Annotated in this window: 16 protein-coding genes; 5 read left to right on the top strand and 11 right to left on the bottom strand. The window is 35.9% G+C overall.

What is annotated here, in order from left to right:
- Positions 1–81 precede the first annotated feature (81 nt).
- Entirely contained in the window at positions 82–546 is a 465-nt protein-coding gene (locus ACFSUL_RS04395) for a hypothetical protein (RefSeq protein WP_377933051.1), read from the top strand.
- A 48-nt stretch (positions 547–594) separates the two neighbouring features.
- Here ACFSUL_RS04395 and phoU read toward each other — a convergent pair whose 3' ends face one another.
- From phoU to ACFSUL_RS04345, 10 genes are all read right to left on the bottom strand, one after another.
- Positions 595–1,254: a phosphate signaling complex protein PhoU gene (gene phoU / locus ACFSUL_RS04390; protein WP_377933049.1), complete on the bottom strand. Its 660-nt coding sequence runs from the start codon at positions 1,252–1,254 to the stop codon at positions 595–597.
- A 97-nt stretch (positions 1,255–1,351) separates the two neighbouring features.
- Positions 1,352–2,170 (bottom strand): phosphate ABC transporter ATP-binding protein PstB, encoded by an 819-nt coding sequence (pstB, locus tag ACFSUL_RS04385; RefSeq protein ID WP_377933047.1) that lies wholly within the window; start codon positions 2,168–2,170, stop codon positions 1,352–1,354.
- A gap of 35 nt (positions 2,171–2,205) precedes the next feature.
- The gene (gene pstA / locus ACFSUL_RS04380; protein WP_377933045.1) at positions 2,206–3,084 is read right to left on the bottom strand and encodes a phosphate ABC transporter permease PstA; all 879 of its coding nucleotides are present in this window, start codon (positions 3,082–3,084) and stop codon (positions 2,206–2,208) included.
- Position 3,085: 1 nt separating this feature from the next.
- Positions 3,086–4,030: a phosphate ABC transporter permease subunit PstC gene (gene pstC / locus ACFSUL_RS04375; protein WP_377933043.1), complete on the bottom strand. Its 945-nt coding sequence runs from the start codon at positions 4,028–4,030 to the stop codon at positions 3,086–3,088.
- A gap of 78 nt (positions 4,031–4,108) precedes the next feature.
- A complete protein-coding gene (locus ACFSUL_RS04370; RefSeq protein WP_377933041.1) occupies positions 4,109–5,071 on the bottom strand; it encodes a PstS family phosphate ABC transporter substrate-binding protein in 963 nt (320 codons plus the stop codon).
- 263 nt (positions 5,072–5,334) lie between these two features.
- Positions 5,335–7,467 carry a peptidoglycan D,D-transpeptidase FtsI family protein gene (locus tag ACFSUL_RS04365; RefSeq protein ID WP_377933098.1) on the bottom strand — a complete coding sequence of 711 codons (2,133 nt, stop codon included), beginning with the start codon at positions 7,465–7,467 and terminating at the stop codon, positions 5,335–5,337.
- 506 nt (positions 7,468–7,973) lie between these two features.
- On the bottom strand, positions 7,974–9,194 hold the full coding sequence (locus ACFSUL_RS04360) for an MFS transporter (protein WP_377933039.1): 1,221 nt from the start codon (positions 9,192–9,194) through the stop codon (positions 7,974–7,976).
- A 104-nt stretch (positions 9,195–9,298) separates the two neighbouring features.
- On the bottom strand, positions 9,299–9,907 hold the full coding sequence (gene sodA / locus ACFSUL_RS04355; RefSeq protein ID WP_377933037.1) for a superoxide dismutase SodA: 609 nt from the start codon (positions 9,905–9,907) through the stop codon (positions 9,299–9,301).
- 321 nt (positions 9,908–10,228) lie between these two features.
- The gene (locus tag ACFSUL_RS04350) at positions 10,229–10,708 is read right to left on the bottom strand and encodes a DUF456 domain-containing protein (protein ID WP_377933035.1); all 480 of its coding nucleotides are present in this window, start codon (positions 10,706–10,708) and stop codon (positions 10,229–10,231) included.
- Between the two features lie 140 nt (positions 10,709–10,848).
- Positions 10,849–12,480, bottom strand: a complete 1,632-nt coding sequence (locus ACFSUL_RS04345; RefSeq protein WP_377933033.1) for a Na/Pi cotransporter family protein — start codon at positions 12,478–12,480, stop codon at positions 10,849–10,851.
- Between the two features lie 258 nt (positions 12,481–12,738).
- Between ACFSUL_RS04345 and ACFSUL_RS04340 the strand changes: the two genes are divergently transcribed.
- The 3 genes from ACFSUL_RS04340 to ispG all read left to right on the top strand — a co-directional run bounded on the left by ACFSUL_RS04340 (position 12,739) and on the right by ispG (position 15,240).
- Complete coding sequence (locus ACFSUL_RS04340; protein ID WP_377933031.1) at positions 12,739–13,509, top strand: DUF1189 domain-containing protein; 771 nt, start codon at positions 12,739–12,741, stop codon at positions 13,507–13,509.
- Between the two features lie 144 nt (positions 13,510–13,653).
- Positions 13,654–14,007: a hypothetical protein gene (locus ACFSUL_RS04335; protein WP_377933029.1), complete on the top strand. Its 354-nt coding sequence runs from the start codon at positions 13,654–13,656 to the stop codon at positions 14,005–14,007.
- Positions 14,008–14,136: 129 nt separating this feature from the next.
- Positions 14,137–15,240: a flavodoxin-dependent (E)-4-hydroxy-3-methylbut-2-enyl-diphosphate synthase gene (gene ispG, locus ACFSUL_RS04330; protein WP_377933096.1), complete on the top strand. Its 1,104-nt coding sequence runs from the start codon at positions 14,137–14,139 to the stop codon at positions 15,238–15,240.
- A gap of 166 nt (positions 15,241–15,406) precedes the next feature.
- Here ispG and ACFSUL_RS04325 read toward each other — a convergent pair whose 3' ends face one another.
- The gene (locus ACFSUL_RS04325) at positions 15,407–15,787 is read right to left on the bottom strand and encodes a DUF4190 domain-containing protein (RefSeq protein WP_084778190.1); all 381 of its coding nucleotides are present in this window, start codon (positions 15,785–15,787) and stop codon (positions 15,407–15,409) included.
- A gap of 279 nt (positions 15,788–16,066) precedes the next feature.
- Here ACFSUL_RS04325 and ACFSUL_RS04320 point away from each other — a divergent pair, with 279 nt between their 5' ends.
- Entirely contained in the window at positions 16,067–16,633 is a 567-nt protein-coding gene (locus ACFSUL_RS04320; protein ID WP_449237059.1) for a 5' nucleotidase, NT5C type, read from the top strand.
- The last annotated feature ends 30 nt before the right edge of the window (positions 16,634–16,663 follow it).

Below are 16,663 nucleotides of genomic sequence, written 5' to 3'. Positions count from 1 at the left end.
AAATGAGGACTTACCGTCAGTAAGGGCGGGATAAAGTGAAACTTCCATAATCCAGAGAGTTACAAAAAGGAGCAGTCGTTCATGAATAAACAAACAATAAGAGCCTTCTCAGCAGGAATTTTGTTTAGTGTGATTGTCACCTTGATTTTTATTATTTTATTTCAAGAAAACGTGAAATTGACGGAAATAGTAAAAGAAGACTTTATCATTATTCAAAAAGATGAGCTGAAGCAGAAGGAAGAGAAAATCAACTCGTTAGAAAAGGAAATAACTCGGCAAAGTAATGCTAAGAATAATGCAGTAAAAAAGAAGACTAAACAACAAGAGGCAAAAGCAACTCTGGAAATAACTCTAGAAGTCGAACCAGGAATGAAGTCACAAGATATTTCCGAAAAACTCACCAACACAAATATTATTAAAAACAAAAATGAATTTGAAAACTTTTTAATGCAAGAGGGATATGCAGATAAAATTCAAGTTGGTCAATATGTAATCAATTCTACAATGAATTTCAAAGAAATAGCAGATATTATTACAGAAAAATAAATGAAAGGCCCCGAGTTCGGGCCTTTCATTTTATATAGACTAATAAAGTTACGTATTTAAATCGTACCGTCGGCCTTTTACTAGATAGAAAATACCTTCAGCAACATTCGTTGTGTGATCAGCTGCTCTTTCTAAATAACGACAAATAAAAGATAACTGCGTAATTTGAGATGTGAATTCTGGCTTTTCTTTATTTAACTCTAACAATTCTACAATTGTTTCTCCATAAAGATCGTCAACCTGATCATCAATAGCAGCTATTTGTTTAGCTTTTACAATATCTTCTTCTACATAGGACTCCAATGTAATCTTAATCATTTCAGCGGTTAGGCCGTACATTTTTTTAATGTGGTGAATGGGTTTTATAAGTGGTTCATCACCGATTCGAATTGTGGATTTTGCTACATTCACAGCAAAATCAGCTATTCGTTCTAGATCAGATGCTACTTTTATTGCAACAATTATTCTTCTTAGATCGGTCGCAACTGGTTGTTGTTTAGCAATAAGAAGGATTGCGAGATCATTAATTTCTTCTTCTAAGATATCCGCCTGTTGATCATCTTCCATTATTTCTAAACATGTATCAATATCTTTCTCTTCCAAGGCCTTAATACTCATCTCAAGTGCATTTACAGCAAAATTACCAAGGTCCATTAATTTAGCTTGTAACTCATTTAAATTTGTATCAAATTGACCTCTTACTGACATACAAATACCCCTTTCTGCGATTACGCAAATTATCAATTCGTATCTAAAAAGGAGGATTCAGCACACCAAACAACCGAACCCTCACTTACAGTGATATTTATCCAAACCGGCCAGAAATATAATCTTCCGTACGCTTGTCTTCTGGTGTTGAGAAGATCCTATTTGTCTCATCAAATTCGATTACTTCCCCATTTAGAAAGAATGCAGTACGATCAGAAATACGAGCTGCTTGCTGCATGTTGTGCGTTACAATAATGATGCTATAATCAGACTTCAATTCTTGAACAAGCTCTTCTACTTTAAGGGTTGAAATAGGATCTAATGCAGATGTTGGTTCATCCATAAGGATTACATCCGGTTCAATTGCAAGACAACGTGCAATACAAATACGTTGTTGCTGCCCTCCAGACAGTCCATAAGCATTTTCATTTAAACGATCCTTTACCTCATCCCAAATTGCAGCACCACGCAAACTTTTTTCTACAATTTCATCAAGGATTTTCTTATTTTTAATTCCGTGGATTCTTGGACCATACGCAATATTGTCGTAAATTGATTTAGGAAAAGGATTCGGTTTTTGGAACACCATTCCTACTTTTGTACGCAATTCTTCAACACGATAATTTTTATTGAAAATGTTTCGGTCACGGTAAATGATTTCACCAGAAGTTTTTACACTCGGAACTAATTCAATCATTCTATTGAGCGTCTTAATGTAAGTGGATTTTCCACATCCTGAAGGACCAATAATCGCCGTAACCTCGTTTTCCATAATGTTCAGGTCAATATTTTTTAATGCATGGTTTGTTCCATACCATAAATTTAATTGTTTGGTTTGATAAACAGGTTGTTTATTAACAATCTTCTTGTTAGCCTGCTGTTTCAATTCTGCTTCTTTTATAAGTGTTGTTTGCATTTTAAAATCCTCCTTCATCTAGTAAAAGATGATGACTAATAACGTTTTGAAAATTTATTACGAATTAGCACTGCAATAGAGTTCATCACTAGTAGAAATACTAATAAAACAAGTATTCCAGAGGCTGCAATATCATGGAATGCCTCTTGAGGACGTTTTGTCCAATCATATATTTGCATTGGTAGGGCTGTAAATGTATCCATGAACGATTGCGGCGTAAACAATAGTATAGTAGGAACCCCGACTACTACAAGCGGAGCTGTTTCTCCAATAGCTCTAGAAAAAGCTAAAATACTACCTGTGATGATCCCAGGTATAGCCGCAGGAAGGACAACACGCACAATTGTCTGCCATTTTGTTGCCCCCATTCCATAAGAAGCGTCGCGAAGCTCTTTTGGAACAGAACGAATTGCTTCCTGTGCTGCAACAATGATGACTGGTAGGATTAATAAGCTCATCGTTAAACCTGCCGCCAACACACTTGTACCAAGGGCAAAAACACGAACGAATATCGTCAAACCTAAAAGACCAAAAACAACAGATGGAACCCCTGCAAGGTTTGAAATATTAATTTTAATAAAGGTATTAATTTTATTTTGACTGGCATACTCTTCTAAATAAATTGCAGTTCCAACTGCAAGAATAAAGGAAACGGGAATAACAACAAGCATTAACCAAATGGAACCGATAAAGGCTGCATTAATTCCAGCCTTTTCGGGGAACCTTGACCCCATGTTTTGTAGAAACTGCCAATCGAGATAGCCAATTCCTTGAGTGATTATCCGATAAAGAAGTACCGCTAACACTACTAGACCAAATAAGGTGGCTGCAAAAAAGATTCCTTTAAAAATACTATTTTTAACTAGTCTAGCTCCCATTTTCTTTTTCACCTGATCATGATTTACATAGTGCATCTTAATACTCCTCTCTAAAGCGTTTGGAGATAAATTGTGCAAGGAGATTCATCGTTAAAGTAAATAAAAACAGTGTAAACCCTACCGCATATATACTATAGTAGATTGGTGTTCCGAAACCTGCATCTCCAGTAGTTACTTGCACAATGTACGCTGTCATTGTTTGGATTGACTCAGTGACATTCCACCCTAAATTAGGTGTTGCACCTGCTGCCACTGTAACAATCATTGTTTCACCAATGGCACGCGATACAGCCAATACAACGGATGCTACAATGCCGGACACTGCTGCAGGAAGTACTACCTTCATAGATACTTCAAACTTAGTAGCTCCCATTGCAAGTGCCCCTTCACGGATAGAGTTTGGGACCGAGACAAGAGCGTCTTCAGATAAAGAAGCAATCATAGGAATAATCATGATACCAACTACAATACCTGGGCTAAGTGCATTAAATATTTGCAGTGAAGGAATAAACTCCCTCAGTACAGGTGTCACAAATGTTATGGCAAAGAATCCATAAACGATTGTAGGAATACCTGCTAATACTTCTAATATCGGCTTAATAATTCTTCTTGAGCGGTCTGTCGCATACTCACTCAAATAAATGGCTGCTGCGATACCAAGAGGAACAGAGACAACTATAGCTATCCCGGTAATTTTTAATGTTCCAGATATTAAAGGCAGTATCCCAAAGGTCGGATTATTACTTGAGAATGGAAACCATTCAGTACCTGTAAGGAACTTCCACAATGAAACTTCTGAGAAAAATGTAAATGTTTCAAATATCAGTGTAAATACAATTCCAAGTGTTGTCAGAACTGAAACCCCTGCAATACCAAATAGAATCCTTGGCATTACCTTTTCAATCGAATGAGATAACCCTTTTTTTGACCTATGTTCAATCATTTCCTGAACAGAATAGGACTTTGTTGAACTTGAAGCCATAAAATAAACCCCCTTCATCAGCATAACAGTTGAGACGCACTCAGCTTCTCAACTGTTATGTTTTCAAAGACTCACAACTTACTTAAGTTCTTCTAATGTTTTCATTTGTTCTTCATATTTTTCTTCTGGAAGACTTACATACCCCACAGCCTCAGCCATTTCTCCAGCATTTTCAAGCGTGAATTTCATGTAGTCATATACTGCTTCGTCTTCTTTTAATGCTGAATTTTTTGCATATACGTATAGCGGACGAGATAATGGAGTATATTCTCCGCTCTCAATCGTTTCATTAGTTGGCTCTACACCACCAATTTTCACTACTTTTAACTCATCTTTATTAGCAAGGTAATAAGCATAACCAAAGAATCCAATAGCATTTTTATCTCCTGTAACACCTTGAACAAGAACATTGTCATCCTCAGACATCGTGATGTTTTCTTTTACAATATCCGCTTCTTCAAGAATAACTTCATTAAAATAATCGTACGTACCAGAATCCGTACCTGGAGAATAAAATTTCACTTCTTCCTCTGGCCATTCTGGGTTAATATCAGACCATTTTTTAACGGAGCCATTTTCCACCCATAATTTCTTAAGGTCTTCAACTGTCATATCTTCTGCCCAGTCGTTTTCTTTGTTAACAACAATGGAAAGACCGTCTTTAGCTACTTCAAACTCAGTAAAATCAATATCCGCATCTTCTAAAGCAGTTATTTCTTCTTCTTTAATTGGACGAGATGCATTGGAAAGATCTGTTTCTCCTGCGATGAATTTTTCAAATCCTCCGCCCGATCCAGATACACCTATTGAAACTTGTACATCACGCTGAGTTGCAGCATATTCTTCGTTAATAGCTTCAGCAATTGGTGCTACAGTCGAAGAACCATCAATTTTTACATCGCCTTCTAATTGTGCAGCTTCTTCTGCATTACCACCGTTATTATTTTCTGCTGATTCGTTTGCACTATCAGAACCACACGCACCTAACATAAGTGCTGATCCAATCATTGCTGACATTGCTAAAAACTTAAAGCTTTTCATTCCTGAACTCCCCCTAAGAAATTTGGTTGTTTTGTCCTACGAGTAATAGATTAAGGGGTAAGTGTTAATATGGTATTAACTAGGTGTTAATTGTTTGTAAATAGTTTGTAAATTCGACATATTTTTTGTAGAAATGGTTACTGCCGCCGGAGCTAATAGACATAGTCTTTTTTCATAAAGATGCTTCCTAGACGCAAGTATTTTATAAATTGCTAAGCCAATAAAAAAACGCCTATTCTTCTCGAAATAGGCGTTTTTGCATACTATTGATTCTCTTGTCTGACTTCCTCTTGCTGCGCTTGTGCATCTTCAGCGTTTTCAACTTTTTTCGTTACATCTGACTTATCTAATCCTTCTTTAGCACGCTTCTTCTTCAATTCAAAGTACATGTCCATCGCTCGTCTCGAAATAGATTCGTTTAAGGCAGGATCAATCGTTTGATGTGACCATGGTACGACAGTAGAAAATGCGACTTCTGGATTATTGTATGGCGCATACCCTATTAACGTAGTGTTATATGTTTCCGCTGCTTTTTCCATGTTAGGACCTTTATAAAATGCCTCCGCCGTTCCTGATTTACCTGCAGCATTATACGGTGCGTTTGCAAATGCATCTGCAGCAGTTCCATCACTGCCATGGAAGACGCGGTAAAATCCCTCTTGAACATGCTCAATTTGCTCAGGAGTAGCATTAATTCTGTTTAAGACATTTGTTCTTTTTTCATAAATAATCGGTCCAAGATTCTCATTATCATTAACAGGATCTCTTATTTCTTTCATAATATGCGGCTGTACTCTATAGCCACCATTCGCTACTGTTGATACGTACTGCACTAACTGTAAAGGCGTATACGTATCATATTGTCCAATTGCTAAGTCAAGCAATAAACCCGGACGAACATCTTTACCTTGGTATCCAGAAAATTCACCCGGTAAGTCGATTCCCGTTTTAACCCCTAACCCAAATTGTGCAAAATGATTTCTAAAGGTTGTGAATGCTTCTGGATCATAGCTTATTGACTCATGCGGAACATAATGGCTATTTGCTATCCTTAAAGCAACCTTCCACATATAAGAGTTAGAAGACTTTTCAAGTGCAAATTGGTCTGTTATTGGCATGGCGCCACCTTTATTAAACCATGAGCTCTTCCTTGGTGTTCCTTTAATATATAAAGGCTCGTCCACTAGTACTTCTCCAGGTGACAAGTTTCCCGTCATATATCCTGTTAAGATAGTCGCACCCTTTGCTGCAGATCCCACTTCATAAGAGGTAGTAAAAGTTCCTAAAGCATAATCTTGAATTTCATACTTCCCTGTCTCACTATTTTTACCATATTTCTTCCCGACTAGTGCTTTAATCTCTCCAGTGTGTGGATCCATCATAATGAAGAAAGCACGGTCTAGGTAAGGGGATTCTGATTTAACTATTTGTTTAGCAAGTTCTTCTTCTACAATTTTTTCTACTGCTTTTTGTAATTCCATATCGATGGTCAAGACAACATCTTTTCCGCGCTGACCTTCTTGAATTAATTGAGACTCAAGAACACTACCATTTTTTGTAATGTTTTTTATTTTCTCTTTATGTCCTTGCAAAATATCTTCATATTGATATTCAACATAACTTGTCCCTACACGATCATTACGACTATAGTCCTTTGCAAGGTATTCATCTACCATTCCTTTAGGAAGTCCTTCTCGTGAGGAAGAAACACTTCCTAAAATAGTTCGTAATGTATCATCAAACACATAGGCTCTTTCCCAATCTGTTGTTGTATTGACACCTGGAAGTTCATCTAAATGCTCACTTACAACCGCAAATTCTTTTGCAGTTACTCCTTCATTCTTTACTATTTGAGGTGTTAATGCATAGCCACTTGAAAATTCACGATAAATCGCTAATACTTCAAGTTGTTGCTTAGTTAACGAATTTAGTTCTTCTTTCGTAATTCGCTCCAGTTGTAATTTATAAATTTCAGCATTCGCTTCATCTTCGGAAAGCTCTTCGTTACTTTGAATTTTCTTTGCTTCTTTTTCCGAAACTTTTTCTTTCGCCTTTTCTGGATTTTTCAAAATCCAGAAGTCCTTTTTATCCCGTTCCGTAACCGACTTTGTATCTTTTTCAATAAGTTTCGCAAGCTTTGTAGCTACATCAATCATTTCTTCTGTTTTTGTTGACTGTGTCCTTGTATAAGTAATCGCGTTTAACGGAACATTATCTACAATCACGTTTCCGTAACGATCATAAATCTTTCCTCTTGGAACACCTGTATCGACCACAACATCTTCCGTTCTTTCTACCTCTTTCTGATAACTTTGCCCATTAACAATTTGGACAACTCCTAACCTTAAAACAAGTAGAGAAAACAATAGGAAGACGGCAAAAAACAACAAGTTCATTCGAATGGGCACATGCGTTTTTTTCTTTTTCTTTTTTTTATTCAATTACTACAACCCTTCCTAGTGTATAATCATCTAAGCTTATAGTCTTTAGCCACTATCCTTTATTTTATCGAAATTTCTCTTCTTTTTCTACAATGACAAAGGGCATTTTCTTGAAGGAATATATTACTATTTTATCTCCCATTAACGGGCAGTACACCACCGCCTTAAGACTTAGAGAAATTGAAAAAGTGTAGGTGGAGGGATAACTGCCCGTAAACGCCCGATTGAGGAGATAAAGTAAAACTTACCAATGCGTTAGCAAAGATTTAGTTGAACTAATCGAGTTCGTGCTGTCGGTTAAGCACCCACTGACAAAGTAGGGCTTTACCTACAATAGAACAGGACTAACAATCAATAGGAGAAGAACCTTCCATTGATTAAAGTTTCACTTTATAGACTAAAAAGGGCTAGTTTATTTTTTACAATAAACTAGCCCTACGAATTGAAGAACATCTATCCTTTCAAGAAAGCGGTAGTTCGACCTTTCTAATAAAAAAGTAGATTAACGTATGACCCGCACCTATAATTAACAAAAGTATCGGTATACTGTTTTCCTCATTAAATAAAGTGATGCTTGCAATAAAAAGTAGAATTGATACGATTCTTCCAAAGTTCAAAAATAATTCTTTTACAACAATATACTCAATCCTCATTTCAGCAGCTTTCCACCCTTTACCAATCACATCGTATGTCATAGAACTGTAGGGGACCAACATTAGAGGGTATGCCACTGCAATCGTCGCAGCATAAATTAACAACTTCGTGTAAGTTACATCAAACACGAGTAACAAAATAGCTGCATATAGTAGTAACCCACCTATAAGAATAGCTCTTTTTCGATATTTCTTTTTAATTACTCTTGAGGCAAGAGTATACCCTATAAACGCTATACCAGAGTTAACCAAACCAAATGTACCAATGGCAAGTTCACTACCTTCAGTACTGATAAAAACAAGGACGGAGATAACAAATACAAATGTACCTTCACGCAGCCCTTGAAAGAAATGAGCATCTGTTATATACCGCCAATTAGCATTATTCTTTCTCTCTTTAACTATTCTTATAAACCAGTACCGCCCTGAAGCAGGTCGCCTTTTCAAAAAAAAGCTCATCACAACAGCTAGTGAAAAAAGTGTTAAGGAAATACCAAATACAATTGAATAACCTTTGAAAGAGGTAAACCTAGAGATAATAAAACCTGCTAAAATTGGACCAATCATTCCACCGGCTGATGTTAACGTTCCTAAAAATCCATTAAAAAAATCTCTTGTTTCAGGTTCGGTTATTTCAAATGTAAGAACGTTGAATGCTAGCCAATAAAATCCATAACCAATTCCCAACAATGCTCCTAGTACAATTAGGAAACTTTCCGCAGATTCCCCAAAGCTTAAGACAGAAATATAAAATAAGGCCAAAAAAATAACACCGATTCGGAGTACAATTACTCGGTCCACTTTTTTTGCCCATCTGCCCGCTAAAATAAATGTGAGTGGCTGAAAAACAACTACTGTCAAATTGTAAATCGCTAAATCTAAAAACTCTCCTGATTGCTTCCACAAATAGATATTAACAAATGTATTGGACAGTGCGACACTTAATGAATATAAGCCGCCAATTAGAAGCAGAAATGTTAAATCTCTCGTTAGATCAATATCTCCTAAAATCTTTTTAAAGGTGCTCATATATAACTCCCCTTTTACCGTACTCCTATTTTTTGAAAAGAGTAGGGAAGTTATACAGAAAAGAGAGGTCTTTTTAAAAAAGACCTCTCTTTAGAGAAACAAAATTATTTTGCAGCAGAAAAACGTTTTGAAACTTCATCCCAGTTTACAACATTCCAGAATGCGTTGATGTAGTCTGGACGACGATTTTGATAGTTTAAGTAGTATGCATGTTCCCAAACATCTAATCCTAGAACTGGAGTTTTGCCTTCCATTAATGGATTGTCTTGGTTTGGTGTGCTTGTTACTTCAAGCTCTCCATTGTTCACAACTAGCCAAGCCCAACCTGAACCGAAACGACCTGCTGCAGCTGCTGCAAACTCTTCTTTGAACTTATCAAGACTTCCAAACTTGCTGTTAATTGCTTCAGCTAGCTCACCAGTTGGCTCACCGCCACCGTTTGGAGAAAGGATTGTCCAGAATAAGGAGTGGTTAGCATGTCCGCCACCATTATTGCGTACTGCAGTACGTGCAGCTTCTGGAACTGCGTCTAGATTAGAAACTAAATCTTCAATTGATTTTGATAGTAAATCATTGTTTCCTTCAAGTGCTGCGTTTAATTTTGTTACATACGTATTATGATGTTTTGTGTGATGGATATTCATTGTTTCTTTGTCAATATGTGGTGCTAATGCATCATACTCGTAAGGTAATTTTGGTAATTCGTAAGCCATTAAAAATTCCTCCCTATGTAAAATAAATTTGAATCGTTTTACCGACTCATGTTCAGTTTAAGAATACCAAAACTGCAATAATCGTTCAAATATTTTGCCTATTAGGTACCCGTTTTTTTCTACTTTATTTAGAATACCCACTTTTATCGTAGGTAATCAATAGCTAGACTATTTTCCCTTTACAGAGGTTTACACTGAAAAGAAAACTTTTCACAGTTTCCTTTTCAGACACATGTATTGTATCATCTACTTTTCATTTATGTCGATTATTCCCTCTCTTGCATTTACACTAGCTTCACTCCACCTATCGAAAGTTTCATTTTAAATAACAAGGAAAAAGTAAACAATCATTACCAGCTGAATAATTCCTTTCGTAAACACACTCGAAATAAACCCAATAACGGAACCTAGGCCAACTTTCAGAGTGCTTTTAAAATCTTTCTTATGGACAATCCACTCTCCGGCTACAGCTCCTAAAAAGGGGCCGATTAAAATCCCAAAAATCGGTATAATAAATGGACCTACTAGTAAACCAATTGTACTTCCCCAGATGCCCGCCTTCGTTCCTCCGTATTTCTTTACACCGATTAAGTTCGTTATATAATCAGCTCCAAAAAGTAGTAGTACGAACAACCCTTGAATCGTCCAAAACAACCACCCGAAAGGAGCAAAGCTGAAAAATACTCCATATAAAATAAATGCTGCGAGCAAAAATAATACACTAGGTATAATTGGATAGATTAGTCCAATAAAAGCAATGACCATAAGGGCGATGACTATTGTCCAATAAACAATTTCCATTTTCATTCCTCCATACATACAATAAGGGCATTCAATGACCTAGTTTTCATTCTTCTCTTTTCCTATTTTTCGCAAAAAAAATAGGAATAGAATTCCTCTATTCCTATTTTATATGAAATTATCAGGAAAAGGAAAGTGTTTTACCCTTCTACATCTAATACTGCTTCAGCGATATTAACAGCATGATCCCCAATTCTCTCAAGATTACTAATAATATCAACAAATACAATTCCTGCTTGTCCTGAACATCTTCCTTCGTTTATACGAAGAATATGTTTTTTACGGAACTGTCTTTCCATTTTATCAATTAAATCTTCTTTTTCTGCTACTTCTCTTGCAAGGTCTTTATCATTATTATCTAATGATTGAACAGCTTTCTCTACTGTTTCAATTGTTAACAAAAACATTTCTTGCAAGTCTTGCATTGCATCTTCTGTTATTTTTACTTTGTTTGCTTGTTGGTACTCGACTAATTCGAGAATATTTTCAAAATGATCTCCAACTCTTTCAATATCACGAACGGTATCCATGAGGACAGAATGTCGTTCTGATTCAAATTCCGAAAGTGATGTTGCAGAGATATCCACTAAATAACCGGTAATTTTTTTATCCAAATTATTTATGGCGTCTTCTATTTGATAAGCAGTCTCCGCGTTCTTTGAGCTTTTTGTTTGTAAAAACTCATTTGTTTCTTGCAGCCCTTTAACCGCAAACTGTCCCATCCGCAAAACTTCTTCTTTTGCCTGTCCTAATGCAATGGATGGTGATTGCTCAATAAACATAGGATCTAGATTTTTCGTTTTATAGTCTACAATCGCGTCTTCACCAGGAATAAGCTTTGTCACGACTACAGCAAGTAGTGCTATAAATGGAAATTGAATAATTGTATTCGTTAAGTTAAAGGTTCCATGTGCAAAAGCAATCGTCATTTCTGGATTCAAATCCAAAGAATCCTTTAAAAATAAAACAAACTTTTCATATAAAGGTAAAATAATTAAGAATATTGTTGTTCCAATTAAATTGAATAAGACGTGAGTTGCAGCCGCTCTTCTTGCAGCAACAGAAGCCCCAATAGCTGCTAAAACTGCAGTAATCGTCGTTCCGATATTATCACCGAAAAGAACAGGCAATGCAGCATTTATATCCATCAAACCGTCAGCATAAAGACTTTGAAGAATACCAATTGTCGCAGACGAACTTTGAACAATTACTGTAAGAACCGTTCCGATAACGACTCCTAAAATTGGATTCTCACTCATATTTGCTGTTAAATCATAAAAAGCCTGTAATTCACGAAGGGGTTTCATCCCACTACTCATTAGTTCTAACCCAAAGAATAAAGTCCCCAAACCAAATGCAATTTGTCCAAAATTTTGAAGCTTTTTGTTTTTAAAAAAGAAAATAAGTACCGCACCAATAAAGATAACTGGTAATGCATACTCACCAATATCAATACCAATGATGAATGCTGTAATCGTAGTACCGATATTAGCCCCCATAATAATTCCAATAGCTTGACGCAGATTCATAAACCCTGCACTTACTAGTCCTACAGTCAACACAGTAGTACCACTACTAGATTGAATTAACACTGTGACAATAATACCGGCGAGTACACCCATAAATGGATTGGTAGTAAATTTATCTAAGATTTCCCGCAAGCGGTCTCCGGCAGACTTTTGAAGGCCATCACCCATATACTTTATTCCAAAAAGAAATATTCCAAGGCCTCCAAAAAACTCAAATAACATCGTTTGCCAATTTAATTCCATTCTTTCAACCCCTAATACATTTTTTCGACATGTATCAACAAAACCCTCTACAATTAAAATATAACTTTCAGATTAAGTAAACAGCTTTTCTTCAAAATTTACATTTGGTTAATAAAAGTGCATTAATGTTACAATATTATTACAAATTATCATTATTATAATTTGTTTTCACTTGAAAACCATATGATTAGAAGCATAAAATGATAGAGTAGATAAGACACTCAAAATAATTTTCACGAAAACAAAAGGAGATAGCATATGAATATCTTTCAACAACTTTTTAAAAGTATGTATTCACCCAAAGACATTTCAAGATTTCGCTTTCAGGGAATTGGCAAGACAATTTTATTTTTATTCTTTTTAGCGCTTATTTCTATTATACCCGCATCGTATTATTTAACTTCCTTTACTAATAATGCAATAGAGGGTGTAACAAAATCACTGAAAGAAGACTTACCTTCTTTCACTATTCAAAACGGCGAGTTATCCTCTGATAACAAAGAACCGATTGAAATTGAAAAAGATCAATATACATTCCTATTTGATAGTACTGGTACTGTGACAGAAGGAGATCTTGATAGTAACGAAAACATGATTGCCCTCTTAAAGGACAGATTTGTAATTGTAAATGCGGGAAGCGTACAATCCTCCCCTTACTCTATGGTTTCCGGTCTTAACGTAACGAATGAAGATATTTTGGACTTTGTTAACTCAGCAGAATCCTTAAAATATATCTTCATTCCTGTAATGATTGTCGTGCTTTACCTTACCACATCCGCTTCACTGTTCCTAAAAGTAACGATATTCGCATTAATCGGCCTTCTATTAGCCAATATGCTAAATCGAAAACTACCATATCGACAAAGCTGGAGAATTACTGCGTATAGCATTACATTATCCACCATTTTCTTGATGCTAATGGGACTATTTCAAATTGGTATTCCAGGCTCATTTCTATTAGACTGGTTTGTGATTTGCATTATGTTGTATTTATCAATTAAAGAAATACCAAAAAGAAAAGCAGCGTAAATTAAAAAACGGACTGATCTCCTTTGAAGATTGGTCCGTTTTTTGTTTAGTAGCATTTAAAAGTATTTTAAAAATTGTAGGAAAAAAAGAATAAATGCCGAATAGAGTAAATAACCTAGTTCCATAATCATAGAGGAGGAAACGATGAAAAGGTTGGTAATATTTATCTCTATTATTATTCTTCTTTATAGTGTCTATTATGATTTAAGTACAGGAACATTGGAGATGATTACTCCAAAACAATCGGTAACAGCGGCAAGTGAAACGGTTGCCGAAGTCGATTCCACCCCAGAAAAGCAAGAGGATACTCAAATTCCTTATAAAGTGATGGAGGTAAAGCCGGGTGATACGGTACTTAGTATGGTAGAAGATTTAACGGATGGAACACTGCCTGTCACAATAGAACAAGTTATTTCAGATTTTGAAACCCTCAATAAAAAGCGTTCACCTCACGAGATACAAATTGGGCAACGTTACAAAATCCCTTTATATAAGTAGTTTTACAAATGGAAACAATCTATTTCTTGTCAATCTAATCCAAACACTGTTACAATAATTTCGGAGCAATAAAAAAACATTATAAAAAAAGAACAACCTTTTTAAAGGAGCGAATTACACTTGAGTGAAATTATACATCGTTCTAAAACACGTCCTGTTAAAGTCGGTAACTTAACAATCGGTGGTAGCAATGAACTTTTTATTCAAAGTATGACAACAACGAAAACACATGACGTTGAAGCTACTGTAAAAGAAATTCACCGTTTAGAAGAGGCAGGATGCCAAATTGTTCGTGTTGCTTGTCCAGACGAAAGAGCGGCCGATGCAATTGCAGATATAAAAAAACAAATTAACATTCCACTTGTCGTGGATATCCATTTTGACTATAAGTTAGCTCTTAAAGCCATTGAAGGTGGAGCGGATAAAATTCGTATTAACCCAGGTAACATTGGGCGACGCGAAAAGGTAGAAGCTGTTGTAAAAGCGGCAAAAGAACGTGGAATTCCAATTCGAATTGGTGTTAATGCAGGAAGTCTTGAACGTAAAATTTTAGAAAAATATGGTTATCCTACCGCTGATGGTATGGTCGAAAGTGCACTACATCATATTAAAATTCTTGAGGATTTAGATTTCCATGACATAATTGTTTCCATGAAAGCTTCTGATGTCAACCTAGCAATCGAAGCTTATACAAAAGCTTCAAAAGCCTTTGACTATCCACTTCACTTAGGTATTACAGAATCAGGTACACTTTTCGCAGGTACTGTAAAAAGTGCTGCTGGACTAGGGGCTATATTAAGTCTCGGTATTGGAAACACCTTGCGTATTTCTTTAAGCGCTGATCCTGTAGAGGAAGTAAAAGTTGCACGCGAGCTTCTAAAATCTTTTGGCCTATCTTCCAATGCTGCAACACTTATTTCCTGCCCTACATGTGGACGTATTGAAATTGACTTGATAAGCATTGCCAATGAAGTCGAAGAATATATCCAAACGATTAAAGCACCTATTAAAGTCGCTGTACTTGGTTGTGCTGTTAACGGGCCTGGTGAAGCACGTGAAGCTGATATCGGAATCGCGGGAGCACGCGGTGAAGGATTATTATTCCGTAAAGGAAAAACAGTAAGAAAAGTGCCTGAAGAAACAATGGTAGACGAGTTAAAAAAAGAAATCGATTTAATCGCAGAAGAGTATTATAAAAAGCAAGAGGAAGAAAAAGTAAATCAAAATGCATAATTTAAGTAAATTTCTAAAAGGTCACCATCATTTCTGGAAAACACGGAAGATGAACTGACTCTGACCTTTAGTCATTACTATGAGAAAAAGGACTGACCGAGTAAAACGTGTCAGTCCTTTTCATTACTCTCTTAAAATGCTCCCAATTTTAAGAAAGGTTATTTATTTAAAAGAACGGCAAGACAAACATGCCGATAATAATTGATACTGCCCCGATTCCAATTGCCCATGCTCCTAACATTTCAGCTCCACGTCGCCTTGCCACAAAACCAAGTACGATTCCTGCGGCCCCCATAATAACTGGCAAGAAAAATAGTGAAATTATAGACAATGCAAGTGAAGCGTACCCCAAAAAGCTACCAGAGGTTGTTGTTTCTTCCCTTGCATCTTTTTCATAATCTCCAGTTAAGTTCATGGGAGCAGCAATTTCTGCGGCTGTTTCTTCATTATATTTTTCTCGAACCACATCCGTATCTGGATTGTCGTAATATACATCAACATTTTGAAGATCATCCATATTTGTACCTTTGCGACTTTCTTCATTCATACAGCAATCCCTCACTTTCTGTGTTCGGGAGCATTCTTATTGTTTGCCGCTTTTAAAAAAATACCCTATCTAATCTTTGTCATTTTTGACACAACTTTTATGAAGGAAAATAAATATGTTAAAATTGAAGAAGTTTTTTTAAAAACATCCTTCCCAAGTAATCTTAATTAGCGGAATTGATTGATTTCACAACGGGTAGGAAAATCCTACTGATTGAAGTTTCACTCTATAACGAATATAGCAACCTAAAAACTAACGATGAAAAGGAGCACGATAATAATGAAGCGGTTTGGTATAGATATTGACGGAACTGTTACATCACCTGATTCACTAGTCCCTTACATAAATGAATTTTTTAATTTAGAGTTAACGCTTAACGATATAACTCGTTATGAATTAACGGAAGTACTTAATATTACCCCGAAGGAATTTGCGGATTGGTTTAATAAGGCTGAACCAACCATCTATAAAAAGTCTCCCCTTGCAAAAGGGGCAAAGCCAGTATTAGATCAATGGAAAGAAATACATGAATTATATTTTATTTCAGCTAGAAAAAAGGATTTAATCGAAGTAACAAAAGAATGGTTTAATACTCAAGAACTTATGTATCACCATATAGAATTAATTGGGTCCCATGACAAAGTTTCAACAGCTAAAAAATATAATGTAGACATCTTCTTTGAAGATAAGCATGATAATGCTGTTGCAATTCATGAACAATTAAACATACCTGTTATCTTATTCAATACCCCTTATAACCAAGATCCAATTCCGAAGGGAGTAATAAGAGTTAACAACTGGAAAGAAGCAAACCAGTGGGTTTCAGACTGGCTAAAAGAGAGCTAAAGCTGAACTTTAACATACAGCAACCACTTT

The sequence above is a fragment of the Bacillus seohaeanensis genome (assembly GCF_042684945.1).
GTDB lineage: Bacteria > Bacillota > Bacilli > Bacillales > Bacillaceae_B > Rossellomorea > Rossellomorea seohaeanensis.
This window is presented reverse-complemented; position numbering and strand designations above follow the sequence as displayed.